Raw genomic sequence first — 17737 nt, forward strand, 5'->3', positions numbered from 1 at the left:
ATTAAAGTGATTCTTTAATGACCTTTCTGTAATGAAAAACGGATAGAATTCCGAAGATCGAATACAATGCCGTGTATAGTGCCATAACGATGATCATCGGTGTCCAAACTTCGGTCCCGAATAAGAACCATCCTGATTGGACTGCGAAATAACTGTGAAGCAGCCCGACGACTAAAGGAATTCCAAAATTGAAGACTTGTTTTGCTTGGATTCCTTTTAGTAAGTCACCTTGTGTGAATCCTAGCTTTCTTAAAATGGTATAATTTGATTTTTCACTTTCACTTTCATCCATTTGTTTGAAATATAGGATACAGCCGGATGTGACGAGGAAGGTTAATCCCAAGAAGCCGACGATGAACATGATAAGACCCATATTCTTCTTCTGGTTGTTGAACATTTCTAATTGGGAATCATTCGCATATTCTTCTTTAAAACTCATTTCATTGAATATATCATTCGCCTTTTCAAGTTCAGCTTCATCCTTCACATCAATTCCGATGTTGACAGATGATACTTTTTGGATTTTCGGGTCGATATCCTTTTTCAAACGGTCGAATATCGTTTGGTCTACAATGGCAACGGGCAAACCGCCACTCGTGAAGTAATAGGACACGATGGTATCATCATTCAATCCCATATATGTTTGCGGAATCACTTCGTGTTTGCCTTTCAGCTCAATCTTTCCGGAATCCTTCAAGGACATGACCTTCTCCATCATATTACTGTATCCGCTGAAAAGGGTCTCATCTTCAGCGAGGTTGATTCCTTTAACGGATTCATCACTGATGACGGGAACAGTCATGATGTCCGGATCAAAGTTCACACTCTCGAGGCTTGTCTCCATTATTTCCTTTACATTGACATCCACTTGAATGACATCAATCACCTTTTCGTCATAATCAATTTTACTTGCTGTTAATGCATGTTTAAATGTATCGGCATCTTCCATATCCGTCATTGAAAAATCTGAAGGGACAGAGGTTTCGGCCATTTTTTCTGCTGAGTAGTAGGAGATATAGCTTAAAGATAATAAACCAATCGCAAGAGCAGAAACGGTCGTGATGATGGTCAATAATATCGCATTCGATTTCATCCGGAACATGATGGATGAAAGGGACAATACTTCATTGATATTCAAATATCCATTTTTCTTTTTACGAACGATATTAAAGATAAAGCTTACGGACCCTTTATAAAATAGGTAGGTCCCGATGATGACGGATGCCAGAATGAAGATCATGGCCATAAAAAGCTCGGTCATTTGTGAGAAAGCCCCATCGAATAATTTGGATGAAACTACATAGCCAGCGATGATCAGGATAATCCCGAATACTCCGATGATCATTTCAAACATTGAAACTTTTTTCACTTTTCCTTCTGTCATAGAAGTCACTCTAAATAAGGATAAAATGGTTTGCCTTTTAATGAAGGCATAATTCATCAACATGATGAAAAGATAGATTGCACTAAAGACAATCAATGTTTGAATAAGTGGCTGAAAAGAAAATTGAAGGGTTGCGATTGCTTGAACCCCAGTAATTTTAAATAAAATCATGATGATTAATTTGGAAGCGGCAAATCCTACAAAGATTCCTAGGAATACAGAACAGAAGTATAGGATTAAGTTTTCCACACTCAGGATACGGAATATCCTGTTCTTTGTCATGCCTATCAATTGAAATAAACCAATTTCTTTACTGCGTCGTTTGATAAAAATGCTATTGGCATATAAAAGGAATATGGAAACAATAGCGACAAGCAGGATCGATGCAGCCTTAATGGAGGCGGCCCCTTTGACTGAACCTTCCGCTTTATCCATTGATGGGTCATATTGCAATGTGACAAAAGCGAAATAAAGGGATGCGCTGAAGACTAAGGCAAACACATACAGATAATAGTTCTTCAGATTCTTTTTCAGATTTCGAAAGATGAGTTGATTAATGCTCATTTTGCACCCCACCCAATACACCTTGTGTTTTCATGATGTCTTTGAAGAAGGTTTGTCTGGATTCTTCTCCTTTATTCAACTGTGTATATATTTGTCCATCTTTAATAAAAATGACTCTGCTGCAATAACTGGCCGCCACAGGATCATGTGTTACCATGATGATGGTCGCTTTGTGCTTTTGATTCATTTCGCTCAGTTTGTTTAATAAATCGGAAGCGGATTTAGAGTCAAGAGCTCCAGTCGGTTCATCAGCAAAAATGATGCTCGGCTCATGGATGAAAGCCCGTGCAGCAGAGGTACGCTGTTTTTGACCACCGGAAATCTCATTTGGATACTTGTCTTTCACTTCAGATATGCCCAGCTCTTTCGCTACGGTATCAAACTTTTGTGCCGCTTCATTTTTTGGTGTTTTTGTAATCGATAATGGTAAAAGGATATTTTCTTTGACGGTTAGTGTGTCTAATAAGTTATATTCTTGGAAGATGAAGCCCAGATGGTTCTTCCGGAATTCGGCCAACTTCTTTTCTTTCATACCTGAAATCTCTTTTCCATCTATCGTAATGGTGCCGTTGCTGATTTTATCTATCGAAGAAAGGACATTCAGCAAAGTCGTTTTTCCTGAACCGGATGCACCCATGATACTTACGAATTCACCTTCTTGTATGCTTATATCGATACCCTTTAATACTTCTTGTTTATTAAATTTATTGCCATAACTTTTATGGATTTTTTTAGCTTCTAATATATTCATATGATACACTCCCTTTTTTCTATATCCTTATTATAAAAGGCTGTGTATATCTTTTCCTTCGATTGGGCGAACAAAGAATAAAAGCATGTGACACTTTTGTCACATGCTTGTGATATCCACAAATTCATTTCTTTTTGGGAAGGTTAAAGTAATAGTCGTTCCTGTTCCAAGCTCTGATTTTACATCAATGGAGATGAATAGGGACTCGGCTGCATTCTTGGTTAAATATAAACCCATGCCAGTTGCCGCATTGTCACGATGGTTTGTCGTGGATGTAAATCCTTTATCAAAAATGCGGGATATATCTTTTGGGTCGATGCCTCGTCCAAAATCTTTCATCTCAAGAATAGTTTGTTCTTCTTTTAGGAAGCTTTTTATTATGATATCGGAACCTTCGCTATATTTTATGGAGTTTGTTAAGAGCTGTCTAACTATAAAGGCCAGCCATTTGGCATCGCTAAGCACTTCTGTCACTTCTAATTGAATATCAAAGCCAATCCCTTTTTGAATACACCATGATTGTAACGTTTTAATCTCATCAAAAATTATGGTTTCCAAATCTGTATTCTCAATATACAAATCATTTTCGATGAAAGGCATACGCCTTTGATGGAGCTGTTGATCAAGAAGGAGATGAATGCGCAGCCACTCATACGTCAAATGAGACTTAAGCAATTCATTATCTAAGCGGTCAATCATTAAATGCATGGCCGTCAAGGGTGTTTTCACTTCATGAATCCAAGATAATAATTCATCTTTCTCCTGTTCTAAAGTCATTTGACCTTGTGAAGCAGACTGTTTCAAAAATTCGGTTTGATTCATGATGCTGTTTTCAATGATTCTTTCAAAAGGGCTGTCTGGATCGGCGATATTTGTTGTATCTAGATCGTCTTCCCGATCTTCTAAACTTTTATAGAATCTCGTTTCTATTTTGTAACGGACAATTAAAAAGATGCTGAACATAATCATCGATAAAAAGACAATATAGAGGATGGGCTTTAGTGGAATTGCCGAATCAATAAAAGCGACAAAGATGATAAATAGATGAAGGAGTATGTAGAAAATGATCCAGCTGAATCTTTCCACTACATATTTTTTAATCATATAATTGCCTCTTCCACAGCAATGTATCCCTGTCCAACCTTCGTTTCGATAAAGCGCCCTAAACCAAGTTCATCAAGTCTTTTCCGTAAACGATTCACATTGACTGTAAGGGTGTTATCACTTATAAAGCGTTTATCATCCCATAAGCTGTTGATTAATTCTTCCCGGCTTACAATCTTATTTTTCTGCTCAATAAGCTTCTTTAATATAAAAATTTCATTTTTTGTCAGTTCAATGGACCCTGTATCAGCTGAGACTGTATTTTTCTCATAATCCACGGTGGCACCGCACCATGTTTTTAACTCGATCTTTTCTGTATTATAATTATATACACGACGAAGAGTAGCCTGTATCTTTGCAATGAGCACATCAAAATGAAAGGGCTTTTGGATAAAATCATCAGCACCAAGCTGCATAGACATCACCATATCAGTAGGATGATCGCGTGAGGATAAAAAGATAATGGGAACATTTGAATGATTTCTAATCATTCTGCACCAATGAAATCCATCAAACTTTGGCAATTGAATATCAATAATGACTAAATCAGGTTTTATGTCTGTGAATTCCTGAATCACTTTACTAAAATCACTAATCCCATAAATACCATAAGACCATTGCGTTAATCTATCTTTAATCTCGTTGAATAACGTTGTATCATCTTCTATTAATAAGAGTTTAAACAAATGATTCACCACACATTTCAGCTTTTCCTTAAAATTATATAGTAAAACCTTTATGGGTTCTATAGAGTGGGATCATTTTAGTACCAGCACTTGAAGAAACATTTAATGTATGCGGGAAAAGGGACTGTGGAATCAACACGGATTGAGAAATACCGTGACATCATGGGCGACTATTAACGGTTGTATGGATAACACTATTATATTAGAATTAACCATAACGAATGGAGGAAATGAAATTATGTCTGATTTTCCAAATTGCCCAAAATGTAATTCAGAATACACGTACGAAGATGGAAGTCTTTTTGTTTGCCCAGAATGTGCTCATGAGTGGACTTTAGAATTAGAAACTGAAAATAGTGATAAAAAAATTATCAAAGATGCAAATGGAAATGTCTTAAAAGATGGTGATTCTGTAACAGTAATCAAAGACCTTAAAGTAAAAGGAAGTTCATCAGTCTTAAAAATAGGTACAAAAGTAAAAAGTATACGTTTAGTTGATGGAGATCATGATATTGACTGCAAAATTGACGGATTTGGAGCTATGAAATTAAAATCTGAATTTGTTAAAAAGGTATAAATGCAACAGAACCGAAATGTTTTTCTTTTATCAATTCTGGTAGATTTTGAAATTCTACCAGGATTTTTTTAGTTTATGAAAAGTCGATTGAATAGCCCCTTCTGAATCATAATAATATTTCGATATATTACCAAAATAAATACATATAACTTTATTTATTCCCATCAAAGTCGAACGATTTTCCAACTTTATAGTTTCGTTATAATGTGGAAATTAACTGCTTTTCTTTGTGAATATCAGTTTGAAGTTCACTTTTGGAGAAATAGTTGTAAAAAAATAGATGGAGAGTTTTCATGGCTGTCCTTACCGCTAAGTTGTGATTATTACGGAAGATTCTATCAATAATGCTGGGGTTTACATTCTACTCAGTTATATGGTCTGTCGGTGTACCTTGTGCTTGGCTTTTAGAACAGGGGCTTTATGTAAACTTTTTGTATTGAAAATGCAGAATGAAAAGAGGGTAAAAACTTCAATTGACAAAATAAAGAAAATCCATATATATATTTAAACATTCATTGCTTTCCTGTAAAATAAGGTAAAGATGAGCAAGTACTTAATAAAGTATCTTGCTCACCAGATTGTGAAATATAATAATCTTAATATACCTTGTCACCGTTGAAGATTGAATTTTTAACTACAACATAATCTACATTACGGATTGCTTCTAACTTGTTTCCGCCAGCATAAGAAATAGAGGACTGAAGATCTTGCTCCATTTCTTTCAATGTATCTTCTAAAGATCCTTTGTGCTCGACAATCATTTTTTTGCCTTCAACATTTTTCTTTTCACCTTTTTGAAATTCCGAAGCTGAACCGAAGTATTCTTTAAAGGCCTTTCCATCTTTCTCAATTGTTTCTCCTGGAGATTCTTCATGTCCAGCAAATAATGAACCAATCATAACCATAGAGGCACCGAATCTAATTGATTTAGCAATATCACCATGTGTGCGAATGCCACCGTCAGCAATAATAGGTTTACTTGCTGCTTTTGCACACCAACGAAGTGCAGCTAATTGCCAACCACCAGTTCCAAATCCAGTTTTAATTTTAGTGATACATACTTTCCCTGGTCCAATCCCTACTTTTGTAGCATCAGCGCCAGCATGTTCTAATTCTCTTACTGCTTCTGGAGTTCCCACATTTCCTGCAATAACAAAAGTTTCAGGTAAGTGTTTTTTAATATGCTGAATCATATTTATAACAGCAGTGGAATGACCATGTGCGATATCTATCGTAATGAATTCTGGGATAACATGTTCATCTGATAATTGTTGTATGAAACCATATTCTTCTTCTTTGACGCCCACACTAATAGATGCGATTAATTCACGTGAGTGCATATCTTTAATAAAAGATAGTCTCTTTTCTGGTTCAAAACGATGCATCACATAGAAGTAACCATTCTCTGCTAAGTAAATGGCAACCTTTTCGTCTATAATCGTTTGCATATTTGCAGGGACCACAGGTAACCTAAATGTATGTTTACCTAAGGTTACAGTTGTATCACACTCAGAACGGCTATTTACTATACATTTTGCAGGAATTAATTGAATATCTTCATAATCAAACACGTTTTCCATGATATGCACCTCTATATACGAATATTTTTGTATTTTTATATAAAAATTGTTCGCCCACTAGGTAATGTACATCATTTTTCTCAGTAAGTCAAAATTTTTTAATAGTTATATATGTTTCACTTCAGAAAAGTTATGACAAATTGATAGACAGAGGGGTAACTTAAACGTACATTATCGTATAATTAACATAGAGGAAACTGATATTTGGCCATATCAAAGAACCTAAAAAAAATAGAATGATGCTAAGGTGCAAAACTAATAAAGACACTCTGCAGCTGAATGTCTTTATTATAAAAAATCTCATTTAATTAATCATGATGAACTGTAACATGATGATGATTGAATTTGATAATTTGTCGTGTAAACCAAATGGACTAGATATTAAATAAGAAAGAGCTGACTATTTTGGGTGAAAGCCCTCCAATTAGAATGCAATACAGCTGATGAAGAACAGTCTAAGGTGACATTGCGATTGAAGGGATTACATAATATTGAATTTTATATCTTGTATCTGTTTGGTATGCCTTTGCTCATGTAAGGATAATAATTCAATCCATTGATCCAAAGATAGGTCCCCAAACATAGGATGTTTGGCTTTCTTTCTATTTAAAACAATATCTTCATCCATTTCATAAAGAACCTGTAATAATTGATCCCTTGATTCAGCCAGTAAATCTATAATTTTTGATAATAGAAAAGGTTTTAGAGAGGGTAAAACGATGTCAGGAGATTTGAATTTTTTTTTCATATCAGCAACTAAGTAAATATTTTTTTGAATGATATTTTTGTAATCCCTATCCCGAATACCACTTGTTATAGCCTCAGTAATTACCTGTTCAGAAAGATGTAAATGATGGCAAATTTGGGCGATGCTCCATATTTCAGGAACAGGCTTTTGATTTAGTGTCTTGTCCTCCAATTCTGTAATTTCCTCTATTAGCTGGTTTCTCGATTCGAATAATAAATCATACTCTATAAAATTCATACGAACCTCCCCTTTTGTGACACCCTGTTTTTGAATGTATCACTCGTCATGATTCACACGCCTAAATCCAAATTGTATATTCTTTTTATATAAAAAATCTTTCACCTATTAGGTGGTTTCCCTGATTTCCTAAAAGAATAAAAATTTTAGGTTTCAACAGATTGGAGGCTATTTTAGAGAAAAATGGGTGGATTGACAGAAAAGTGATTAAACGGGATTGTCGCTTTACCAGGATACGGATATATCTTTGAATTTACAGGCAGCTATACATATTGCTATTATGTTGACCATCAATTTAGTATTGATTATTCTAGCATTCAAAGGAAGAAAGAAACTCGAAGAAGAAGCTGGGCATTGGAATTAATTACTTCTAAATTATACCACCGTTAATATTTTCCTTAAAGCAATTAAAATAGAAAAGGCGGGAGACTAATTCCCTCCTCTTTTTTTGCCTTTTAAATAATTAATTGCACTAGATAGATTAGACTTTCTAATTTGAATCGGAAAAGTTGCGAATGAAATAGGGAACTTTTACACTAAAGATATACTAAATTAAATTTGACTGGTGGATAATGATGGCTAAAACAATAGTTGAAAAATTAAATTTACAAAAATATAAAAAGGTAGCAGTATTGCATTTACCAAATGGTGCAGATTATTTGGCGGAGTTAGCGGAATATGATACAGAGCTTACTGAAAGTACATATGATCTTATATTTGCTTTTGTATTAGATATGGAGTCTTTAAAAGGAATCGTAAACAAGGTGATTGAAAAAAATCATCTGAATAAAAGCGGCTATATCTTTTTAGCTTATCCCAAGAAGGGGAATAAAGTGTATCCAACGTTTATTCATCGCGATGATTTATTAGCTGGGCTAGGTGCAGATGAAAATGGTTATGTTGGAACGAGTAACCTTAAGTTTTCACGTATGGTTGGATTAGATGAAGTCTTTACGGTTGTCGGTCTAAAAGAAGATTCCCGAAGCAAAAACCAACCATCTGCAAAAGCAAGTCAATGCGTAGATGATTATATCGAGATGATTTCTGAGATAGAGAAAGACTTGCAGGATTCTCCGGATTTACTTGTGTTCTATCAAACACTCACCCCAGGGTACCGTAAAGATTGGGCTCGTTATGTGTATAGTGCTAAACAAGAGGCGACAAAAGTAAAACGACGGGAAGAAATGAAATTAATTCTTGGAGAGGGTTATAAGAGTCGGGATTTATATAGAAGAGATAAATAAGTGTATTACGATGCCTTCTACTTTTCTTCTTCTGTAGTTCATCAAGAATGAACTTAGCTAGAATCTATAATCTATAATCCTTACCATAAATATAGAAAGCTCCAACTTGAAACAGAGAGGCTAGTTTGTTCTCTGTTTTTTGTCATGTTCAGCCTATCAAACACATATACTAGACCGAATCAAAACTTAAATCGTAATAATTATGATTTGTAAAGGTGGTTAAAAAATGCTTATGAAACGATACACGGGCAATCTGCTGTTATTGATTCTGTTGTTTTTGATGCTTGCATTCTTTTTTCTAGGCGATGTGTTTATTCCAAAAGCACTTGATTTCTCAGCCTACCCGATGCTTCATTCGGTGATGGTTGTCTTTTTGGGGTTGTTTTTAGAATCGATTCCTTTTCTGTTCTTGGGTGCTATTGCATCTTCGATTATCCAGTTGTTTGTTAGTGAAGAAATCATTCAGCGGATGATTCCCAAAAGACCTACTACAGCTATTTTTGCTGCGATTGCGGCAGCACTGATTATCCCGGTTTGCGAGTGTGCAATCATACCGGTCGTACGTAGGTTAATTGTGAAAGGTGTCCCGGTTCATGCAGGTGTTGTTTTACTCGTTACCGCCCCAATCTTAAATCTCATCGTGTTCGGCTCAACTTATTATGCCTTTCAGAATAACCCGTCCATTCTATACGGAAGAATCATTCTCTGTGTTATTACGGCCGTCGTTGTAGGTTTATTCATTTATATATTTTGTAGTAAAGACGTGGTGAAAGAGGAGAAGATAGAACATGTTCACGAGCATGATCACGTTACTCCTGAGCCTAGTAAATGGACAAGCTTTCTCGATCACACTTCACAGGAATTTTTTATGGTCGGCAGATACTTTATCATCGGAGCCTTGTTTGCCAGTGTATTTCAAGTGTTAATGGATCGGACTATTTTGGCCGATATCGGTCAGACGCCGATTCAAGGTACGGCACTGATGATGGGAATCGCGTTTGTACTTTCGCTCTGTTCATCAGCAGATGCATTCGTTGCCGCCTCCTTTTCTCATAGTTTCCTACCGGGTTCGATCCTTGGTTTCCTTGTATTTGGTCCAATGCTGGATTTGAAAAATGTTCTGATTATGCTGTCCTGTTTTAAAAGGAGTTTTGTTGTCACCTATGTCCTGCTTGTTTTCGCAGTCGTCTTCAGTCTGTGTCTGCTTGCTGGTGTATTGATTAGTAAGGGGGGCTTCTAATGAAAAGCTTTTTTATTCAAAGACTTGAGGGACTGTTACTACTTGGATTGGGTCTTATGATTTTTAAATTGTATGTTTCTGGTTCTTTAACGAAATTAATAGCACCCAAAATGGTTCCATATGCGTTGGCTGCGCTTTTTGCTTTTTTAGTGATCAGTCTTCTGAATATGAAAAAACAAAAACAGCACGTGCATAATTGTGAGTGCGAATCCCATAAAGAGTCTTCTCCGTCCATGAAGGTCCTGAAATATAGTTTGTTCTTCCTTCCAATTATGCTTGGCTTCATTTTGACGGACTTTACATTAAGCGGAGAAGTGCTGGCTAAAAGAGGGATGGTGCAGCAACAGACTCCCTTAGTAAGTTCATATGATGCAGGGAAACATGTGAACAGTGAAATGATTTCTGTCACTGATGACAATTACTTTGAAGTATTGGATGATTTGCTGAACAACCTCGATACAATTAAGGGGAAGGAAATAGAGCTTTCTGGGTTTATTTATCGTGAAGATTCATTTACCGAAAAACAAGTGGCCATCGCCCGCCTCTCTATGTCCTGCTGTGTGGTCGACGCGACGTTATATGGCTATATGGTCAACGGAAATGTGAAAAATATGAAGACGAATGATTGGTACACCATTACAGGAACATTAAAAAAAGGAAGTTATAAAGGTGAAGCCGTACCAGTTATTGATTTAAAAGAGTCGAAGAAAATAAAAGCCCCAGAAGAAGCTTATTTGTATGAAAATGTGGAGATTATTCAGTAGATTATTATGGGATATTGTTCCTTTTAATAGAGTGTGTTACAATACCTTTTAATTAGGGGTGGATGAAAATGGAAGAAGGAAAAACCTTTATGAATTCACAACTTCATCATCATACTAAGTAGCTTTGCTATCCGATTGCTAAAAAATCGTGAATAGGAAAGCTATTTATCATGAACCGTATTTGATTAGTAAGTTAATCAGATGCGGTTTTTTATTTTTTTCTAACAAAAGGAGGAGTTTTAATGAAGAAGATGGCTTATCAAAATGTGAAAGGTACACAGGATTATTTACCACAAGATGAGGAAATTCGTAATCAGATTAAAAGGACTTTAGAGGGTGTATTCCTTCTTTATGGATGTCAGTCAATTGAAACACCAATTTTGAATTATACCGAATTACTTTCTTCGAAATATGGAGGAGGAGCGGAAATTTTAAAAGAAATGTACACACTGACTGATCAGGGCAAGCGGGAATTAGCCCTTCGTTATGACTTAACGATTCCTTTTGCAAAGGTCGTCGCGATGAATCCAGGAATAAGGAAGCCGTTTAAGCGATATGAGATCGGAAAAGTGTTTCGGGATGGTCCAATTAAGGCAGGGAGGTTTCGTGAGTTCACCCAATGCGATGTTGATGTAGTTGGCGTGGAATCACAGGCGGCGGAGGCAGAGCTAATGATGATGGCGATTGAGGCATTTCAGAAATTGGGTTTAGATGTGCGTATTCAATATAACAACCGGAAGCTATTAGCGGGCATGCTTGAAGTACTGGGTGTCTCTAAGTCAGAAATAGCTGATGTGACATTAACTTTGGATAAACTTGAAAAAATATCGATAGAGGGTGTTTCACAGGAGTTAGAGAGAAAACAAGTGGCAGTTGAAACGATCAATGCAATTAGAAGTTGGCTGAATAAAGGGGAAACAATTGATTTGAATTTCTTCAAAAGCTTGGCAACAGACAATATTATACTCCAAGAAGGAGTAAAGGAATTATCGGAGTTAAAAGGGTTATTGAAATACTTACAACTTGAGGATGTCTGCATCTTTAATCCATTTTTAGCTAGAGGACTTGAGATATACACTGGAACGGTATATGAAATTTTCCTTGCAGACGGCGAATTAAAGTCGAGTATTGGAAGTGGAGGAAGATATGACAATGCAATCGGCGGGCTTGCAGGTACAAATGATAAGGTCTCGACTGTGGGTATTTCTTTTGGTCTGGATGTGATTTTAACTGCTTTGAAAGGAAGAAATCAAACGAAAAATGTTTCTAATCTTGACTACTATATTATTCCAATTGGTATGGAAAAAGAAGCATTAGGTGTGGCCAAAGAATACCGTCAAAAGGGATACAAAGTGGAAGTCGAATTAACAGGCAAAAAGATAAGTAAGGCCTTGGATAGGGCAAACAAAGAAGGGATTCAGGCTGTCATGATAATTGGTGAAAATGAAGTGAACGCGAATATCATTAAAATAAAGGATTTGAAAACCGGGGAAGAGGCATCTTTTCCGTATATGTATTGACGACTTACAATGATATGTCTAGGCACCTGTTTCTACGTTTTTCATAACATAATGGGATAAGGAACAGGGAGGTTTTTATACATGTATGGGTACGAAACGTATGAAGATGATTGGAGTAGACAGCAGAATCAATTATTACGTCAGCTTGAAAAGGCGATAAATGGCGAGTACAGCGCCATCCAGTGTTACGAGAAATTAGCTCAATTAGCACCGGATGAGAAGCAGCGGAAACAGATTATTGAAATAAGGGAAGATGAAGTCAAGCATTTTCAGAGTTTTGCTCAGATTTATACCAGTTTGACGGGGGTGCAGCCACAGCCTAAAGTGACGGAACCGTGCCCTGAATCCTATAAAGCCGGGTTGGAATTTGCGATCCGGGATGAGCAGGAAACCGTAGATTTTTATTTAGAAGTGGCAGATGGTGCGGCTGATCGATCCATAAGGAAGGCGTTCCGGCGTGCTGCTGCCGACGAGCAAAATCATGCTGTGTGGTTTTTATATTTCTTGGTTGGCTTAAAGGGTGGTTAATTCGTATGAGGGACGAATTATTTGCGTGAAGGACGGATTATTTGCGTGAGGGTCGAATTATTTGTGTGAAGGACGAATTATTTGTGTGGAGGTCGAATTATTTGCGTGAAGGACGAATTATTTGCGTGAGGGTCGAATTATTTGTGTGAAGGACGGATTATTTGCGTGAGGGTCGAATTATTTGTGTGAGGGTCGAACTATTTACGTGAAGGACGAATTATCCCGCCCGACGGACGAATTATCCTTGTGGAGGACGAATTAATCCTACTCCTTATGCTGTAATCTTCAAAAAATAAGCTAGGAAAAATCCTAGCTTATTTATTAAGTATGCTGCAAAATCCAACTAGCAGTAGAAGGCGTCATTTTTTCGCAGACAACTTCTGGTTCATAAATGCAGGGCTCTTTGACGCCTTTGGTGAGATCGTCAGTGAAATTATCCCGCATAAGAGTAGTCCCACACCAAACCAAGACATTAGAGTCAAGCTCTCACCGACGAGGAACACACCGAGAAGCGCGGCTGTCAGCGGTTCAGCGAGTGACAGGGAAACGGCGGTTGATGATGGAACAGATAAAAGCCCTTTATTAAAAAGTAAGTAGGCAACTGCGGTAGCAAGAAGACCAAGATGGAGGCTGACGGCCACCCCGTTTGTGGTTCCTATCCAGCTGATATCAAATATAAATAACGTAGGTGCCAAAAGCAGGGCGCTGAAACAAAAGATGACCGCAGCGGTTGCTTCTGGAGGCTGTTTATCCAAAATCTTTTTACTTACCAGTGTGTATACTGTAAAGAAAGCCCCAGCACCAAGAGCAAGTAAGGCACCTACCGGATCAATGGTAACAGATCCTTGATTGGAAAAAAGAAGCAAACATCCGGCAATTGATAAACCTGTTGCCATCCACCAGCTTGGTGATGGACGTTTTTTACCAAATAGCCATTCAAGGAAGCCGGCGATAATGGGGGCACTGCTAAGTGTAATAATGGTTCCAATGGCGATTCCCGTCATACTGACAGCTGAGAAAAATAGCGGTTGATAACAGGCCATACCTAGTGTCGCCAAGATGGTTTCTTTTATTGGCCAATTGTGAAACGTTAATTTTTTTTGCCAGATGGCAATGAGCAATAAGGCCGTACCACCAACAGCAAGGCGGACGGAACCAATCGCAATTGGATGTGCGCCATCTGGGGCGAAAGACTGAGCTGTTCCGGTTGTTCCCCAAAGCATCGCACCAAGTATAACGAGTAAATATGGGCATTTACCATTCATGTACGTTCTCCTGTTATTAAAGATTTAAAATTCAGACTATAAGAGTATATCAATAATGCTCCCTTTATCAAAGAGGAAAGAGGCGGGGTTCATTTGTTCGGAAGAACGGAACATAGTATAATGGCCTTACATATATCATGTGAAAAGTAGAGATAGGATTTGTAAGGGGGGATAAGCATGTCTTCAGGTAATCGAAATAATCAAATTGGGCCGCCGCGATTTGCTATTGCCATTCATTCTCTGGTTTGGCTTGCTCAAAGCGGAAAGCTCTTGACGAGTTCAGCCATAGCTTCAAAAGTGAATTCACATGCGACGTTTTTACGCCGGGTGATGGCTCAGCTTGCTGTTGCAGGGATTGTCGAAACAAAGGAAGGGCGCGATGGTGGATATAGTTTGAAGGTGCCTGCCTCTCAGCTGACTTTAGCGGATGTGTATCAAGCCGTACGCCCAGAATGTCTTGTTTGTATGGAAACGAGTGAATGCGGCGAAGTTGGGAAGCAGTTGGATACGGCTTTGGAAGAAATCATGAATGAAGCAGAACAGGAAACATTGCGCCTATTAAAGGGGTATACGTTAGAAGAGTTTATGAAAAAAATCGACTTTGCCAATTTTGAAAAAGAGTGTCTAGGGTAATATCCTTGCAAGAGGATACCCAAGATTATATAATGTGCTTAATGTGATTGCATTATATGGAGGGGGTTTTTACATGAAGGTAGAAATTTGGTCGGACTATCAATGTCCGTTTTGTTATATAGGGAAGCGTCGATTTGAAGAGGCTTTGAAGCAATTTGAAAATAAAGAGCAGGTGGAGGTAGCGTTTCGCAGCTTTGAGCTGAATCCTGAGGCGGAACGGGACATCAATATGACCCAACAGGAAATGCTTATGAAGAAATATGGCATGTCGCAAGCCGATGTGGAAGCAAGCAGCCAAAACCTGACTCAACAGGCAAAAGAATTGGGGCTTGATTATCATTTGGACAAAATCGTTTTGACGAATTCATTCGATGCTCACCGCTTGATGTACCTTGCTGAATCAAAAGGTAAAGAGAATGAAATGAACGAGCTCCTGTTCAAAGCATACTTTACCGAAGGCAAACATATTGGCGATCATGCTACATTGGCTAATTTAGCTGAAGAGGCTGGCCTTGATAAGTCTGAGGCAGAAGCCATGTTGGCAGGGACTGCATTCACGGCGGAGGTCAGAGGGAATGAGCAAGAAGGAAGCCTGCTTGGAATTACAGGTGTCCCATTCTTCGTCATTAACCGCAAGTATGGAATCTCCGGCGCACAGCCAACAGAAGCGTTCCTGGATACGCTGAAAAAGGTATGGGCTGAGGAAAATCCGCTTCAAATGGTGAATGATCCAGCAACAGGTGAAGCTTGTACGGACGGTTCATGTAACGTACAGGGAAAATAAGGGAGATATGAAGACGGAGACCCGAAACTGGGGTCTCTTTTTTTATGGCTATTAATTAATCCAAACAATCTTTATTTATTTTTTGGTCTTATATGGGCTTTTCCTAACAATTAACGAGAAGTTCAGTTTAAAAAGGAAATAGTGCAAAAGGCAAAGAATATAGTGTAATGGATGACCTTTCCGAAAGATCTGAAATGAAAAGGAGCTAAAGAGGTGTATATAATAATTGGAATACTAGTTTTTGTGATTGCATTTGTATTAACTGCCAAACTAATTTCCTATAAATATTGGACATGTATCTATACTGCATTTGGCGATGATAATTATTTTAAGGTGATTGCGAAATTGGAAAACGAGGGTATACAATTCAAAACGAAAACGCCTATGAATTTAGGTTCCAAGGATTTTCAAAGTCGCCATAAAACCACTCAATATGATGTTTTTGTGAAAAAAGAACATGAGCAAATTGCCCAAAGGGCCCTGCACAAGAATTGATAAGATCGATGAAACTGGCTGTCCTGATGGCAGCTTTTTTTGCTGCGAAGAAAAGTTATAAGGAGGGAATTGAAGTTTCATGGAGAAATTGGGATTATATTTCATTACGGAGAAAGGGAATTGAATGATGAAAAAACAATTACTTAAAATTGCAGAAAGAGAAGAACTTGTCGAATTATACTCGGATACAAATGATTTAAGGAAATTCGGTGTGGCTAAGATCTTAAAAGTGTCGGATGCATTTGTAGTGGTAGCTAATATTACTTCGACCGGGATGTATGATGGTTATAGTTTGCTTTATCTTGATAGCATTCACCAAATGAATGTCAATACGAAATACATTAAGAAAATCAAGAAATTATATATGGTAAAAAAACAAAATCATATTGAATTCGTCGATGGAAATGAAGATTTACTTTTAAGTTTTCTGGATTTTGCATATGAAAATAACTTCATGGTTTCAGTTGAACTTTTCAATAGTGGTTACGGCGATGTGCAGGGTTTTATTAAAAACCTGGAAGATGATATATTTGTAATTTCAATGGTGAGCGAAGTAGGAGGGCTTGATGGTGAATCTTTCATTAAGTCGGATGCTATACATAGCATTTCATGTGATGGGGAAGAGGAATCCGATTTAATGCTTGTATACTCTGATACCAGGAAGCGTGAAAATTGATGTACTCTATTTCTTTATCTGATAAAAGAAAGAAAAAGCCGTAGATTATGAAGGGACTTTTGTTTTCTATAGTTTCATAGACTGAAAATTTGTATAATAGGTGAGATAGAATGAATATACATATGGAGGGTTATGAATGAGTAAGCTTAATGGCAGAACTATTGCTCTTTTGGGAGCGAGGAAAACGGAAGAAATAAGTAAAATTGTTCATAATCTTGGGGGCGTACCGCTAGTTCGTCCAGCGCAGGGGACGGTCTTCCTTGATGATTCTCATCTAGAGGAGGATGTCACCCGTTTAATAGCAGGAGAGTTCGATTGGATCATTCTCACTACGGGAGTGGGAACGGAACTTCTATATAAAACTGCTGTGAAGATGGAAGTGGGGGCTCGTTTTATAGAGGCTTTACAGTCTATGAAAATCGCAGCTCGTGGTTATAAAACGGCGAATATGCTGAAAAAACTAGACCTGAAGCCATTAATTCGTGACGATGATGGCAGTACGGCAGGGCTTGTTCGCAATCTAGAGGGCCATTTGTTAGGAGATGTAAAAGTCGCATTGCAACTGCACGGGGACCCGGCACCTCTTTTAATGAACTGGTTGGATGAACAAAAGGTAGAGCATAAAGAAATTCTTCCATACGAACATATTCCGCCTGAAACAGAAACGATGCAGCTGCTGATAGAAGAAATTCTTGGAGGAAAAATAGATTCTGTCGTGTTCACTAGCGCACCGCAGCCTCGTAATTTGATGAAATTTGCCCGTGAACAAGGTGTGGAAGATAAAATAATCGAATGGTTTAAAGCCGATGTGATTGCTCTTGCTGTTGGAAAAGTAACGGCGCAGGTCGCGATCGACGAAGGAATCAAACGGGTCATTTATCCAGAAGATCAAAGAATGGGTAGTGCATTGATCGAACTGGTGAAATATTATCATGCCATTTCGAGTAAGTAAGAAGA

Annotated in this window: 18 protein-coding genes; 11 read left to right on the forward strand and 7 right to left on the reverse strand. The window is 37.7% G+C overall.

What is annotated here, in order from left to right; genetic code table 11:
• Position 1: 1 nt before the first annotated feature.
• The 4 genes from ACQKMR_RS07440 to ACQKMR_RS07455 form a co-directional block, all read right to left on the reverse strand.
• Complete coding sequence (locus ACQKMR_RS07440) at positions 2–1948, reverse strand: FtsX-like permease family protein (RefSeq protein ID WP_427696710.1); 1947 nt, start codon at positions 1946–1948, stop codon at positions 2–4.
• Positions 1938–2699, reverse strand: a complete 762-nt coding sequence (locus ACQKMR_RS07445; RefSeq protein WP_427696711.1) for an ABC transporter ATP-binding protein — start codon at positions 2697–2699, stop codon at positions 1938–1940. Before ACQKMR_RS07445 ends, ACQKMR_RS07440 begins: the two co-directional genes overlap by 11 nt.
• Positions 2700–2798: 99 nt before the next feature.
• Positions 2799–3803, reverse strand: a complete 1005-nt coding sequence (locus tag ACQKMR_RS07450) for a sensor histidine kinase (protein ID WP_427696712.1) — start codon at positions 3801–3803, stop codon at positions 2799–2801.
• On the reverse strand, positions 3800–4489 hold the full coding sequence (locus ACQKMR_RS07455) for a response regulator (protein ID WP_427696713.1): 690 nt from the start codon (positions 4487–4489) through the stop codon (positions 3800–3802). The genes ACQKMR_RS07450 and ACQKMR_RS07455 overlap by 4 nt, the downstream gene beginning before the upstream one ends.
• A 238-nt stretch (positions 4490–4727) precedes the next feature.
• Between ACQKMR_RS07455 and ACQKMR_RS07460 the strand changes: the two genes are divergently transcribed.
• Positions 4728–5066, forward strand: coding sequence for a zinc ribbon domain-containing protein YjdM (locus ACQKMR_RS07460; protein ID WP_427696714.1), 339 nt, complete (start codon positions 4728–4730; stop codon positions 5064–5066).
• A 596-nt stretch (positions 5067–5662) separates the two neighbouring features.
• Here the strand turns inward: ACQKMR_RS07460 and guaC are convergent.
• Both guaC and ACQKMR_RS07470 read right to left on the reverse strand, forming a co-directional pair.
• On the reverse strand, positions 5663–6646 hold the full coding sequence (gene guaC / locus ACQKMR_RS07465; protein WP_427696715.1) for a GMP reductase: 984 nt from the start codon (positions 6644–6646) through the stop codon (positions 5663–5665).
• A 481-nt stretch (positions 6647–7127) separates the two neighbouring features.
• Entirely contained in the window at positions 7128–7631 is a 504-nt protein-coding gene (locus ACQKMR_RS07470; RefSeq protein ID WP_427696716.1) for a DinB family protein, read from the reverse strand.
• 572 nt (positions 7632–8203) lie between these two features.
• Between ACQKMR_RS07470 and ACQKMR_RS07475 the strand changes: the two genes are divergently transcribed.
• The 5 genes from ACQKMR_RS07475 (at position 8204) to ACQKMR_RS07495 (ending at position 12927) form a co-directional block, all read left to right on the forward strand.
• Positions 8204–8875: a YdeI/OmpD-associated family protein gene (locus ACQKMR_RS07475; protein WP_427696717.1), complete on the forward strand. Its 672-nt coding sequence runs from the start codon at positions 8204–8206 to the stop codon at positions 8873–8875.
• A gap of 226 nt (positions 8876–9101) precedes the next feature.
• Positions 9102–10115, forward strand: a complete 1014-nt coding sequence (locus tag ACQKMR_RS07480) for a permease (RefSeq protein ID WP_427696718.1) — start codon at positions 9102–9104, stop codon at positions 10113–10115.
• Positions 10115–10879 (forward strand): TIGR03943 family putative permease subunit, encoded by a 765-nt coding sequence (locus tag ACQKMR_RS07485; RefSeq protein WP_427696719.1) that lies wholly within the window; start codon positions 10115–10117, stop codon positions 10877–10879. Before ACQKMR_RS07480 ends, ACQKMR_RS07485 begins: the two co-directional genes overlap by 1 nt.
• 242 nt (positions 10880–11121) lie before the next feature.
• Positions 11122–12399 (forward strand): histidine--tRNA ligase, encoded by a 1278-nt coding sequence (locus ACQKMR_RS07490; protein WP_427696720.1) that lies wholly within the window; start codon positions 11122–11124, stop codon positions 12397–12399.
• An 81-nt stretch (positions 12400–12480) separates the two neighbouring features.
• On the forward strand, positions 12481–12927 hold the full coding sequence (locus ACQKMR_RS07495; RefSeq protein ID WP_427696721.1) for a ferritin-like domain-containing protein: 447 nt from the start codon (positions 12481–12483) through the stop codon (positions 12925–12927).
• 359 nt (positions 12928–13286) lie between these two features.
• On the opposite strand, the gene ACQKMR_RS07500 is transcribed toward ACQKMR_RS07495, so the two are convergent.
• Entirely contained in the window at positions 13287–14192 is a 906-nt protein-coding gene (locus tag ACQKMR_RS07500; RefSeq protein WP_427696722.1) for an EamA family transporter, read from the reverse strand.
• Between the two features lie 177 nt (positions 14193–14369).
• Here ACQKMR_RS07500 and ACQKMR_RS07505 point away from each other — a divergent pair, with 177 nt between their 5' ends.
• The 5 genes from ACQKMR_RS07505 (at position 14370) to ACQKMR_RS07525 (ending at position 17732) form a co-directional block, all read left to right on the forward strand.
• Positions 14370–14825: an RrF2 family transcriptional regulator gene (locus ACQKMR_RS07505; RefSeq protein WP_427696723.1), complete on the forward strand. Its 456-nt coding sequence runs from the start codon at positions 14370–14372 to the stop codon at positions 14823–14825.
• Between the two features lie 73 nt (positions 14826–14898).
• Complete coding sequence (locus ACQKMR_RS07510) at positions 14899–15609, forward strand: DsbA family oxidoreductase (protein ID WP_427696724.1); 711 nt, start codon at positions 14899–14901, stop codon at positions 15607–15609.
• A gap of 213 nt (positions 15610–15822) precedes the next feature.
• Complete coding sequence (locus ACQKMR_RS07515; RefSeq protein ID WP_427696725.1) at positions 15823–16104, forward strand: hypothetical protein; 282 nt, start codon at positions 15823–15825, stop codon at positions 16102–16104.
• A gap of 127 nt (positions 16105–16231) precedes the next feature.
• A complete protein-coding gene (locus ACQKMR_RS07520) occupies positions 16232–16780 on the forward strand; it encodes a hypothetical protein (RefSeq protein ID WP_427696726.1) in 549 nt (182 codons plus the stop codon).
• A 136-nt stretch (positions 16781–16916) separates the two neighbouring features.
• Positions 16917–17732 (forward strand): uroporphyrinogen-III synthase, encoded by an 816-nt coding sequence (locus ACQKMR_RS07525; RefSeq protein WP_427696727.1) that lies wholly within the window; start codon positions 16917–16919, stop codon positions 17730–17732.
• Positions 17733–17737: the final 5 nt, after the last annotated feature.

The organism is Peribacillus sp. NPDC096540, from assembly GCF_050278525.1.
Classification (GTDB): domain Bacteria; phylum Bacillota; class Bacilli; order Bacillales; family DSM-1321; genus Peribacillus.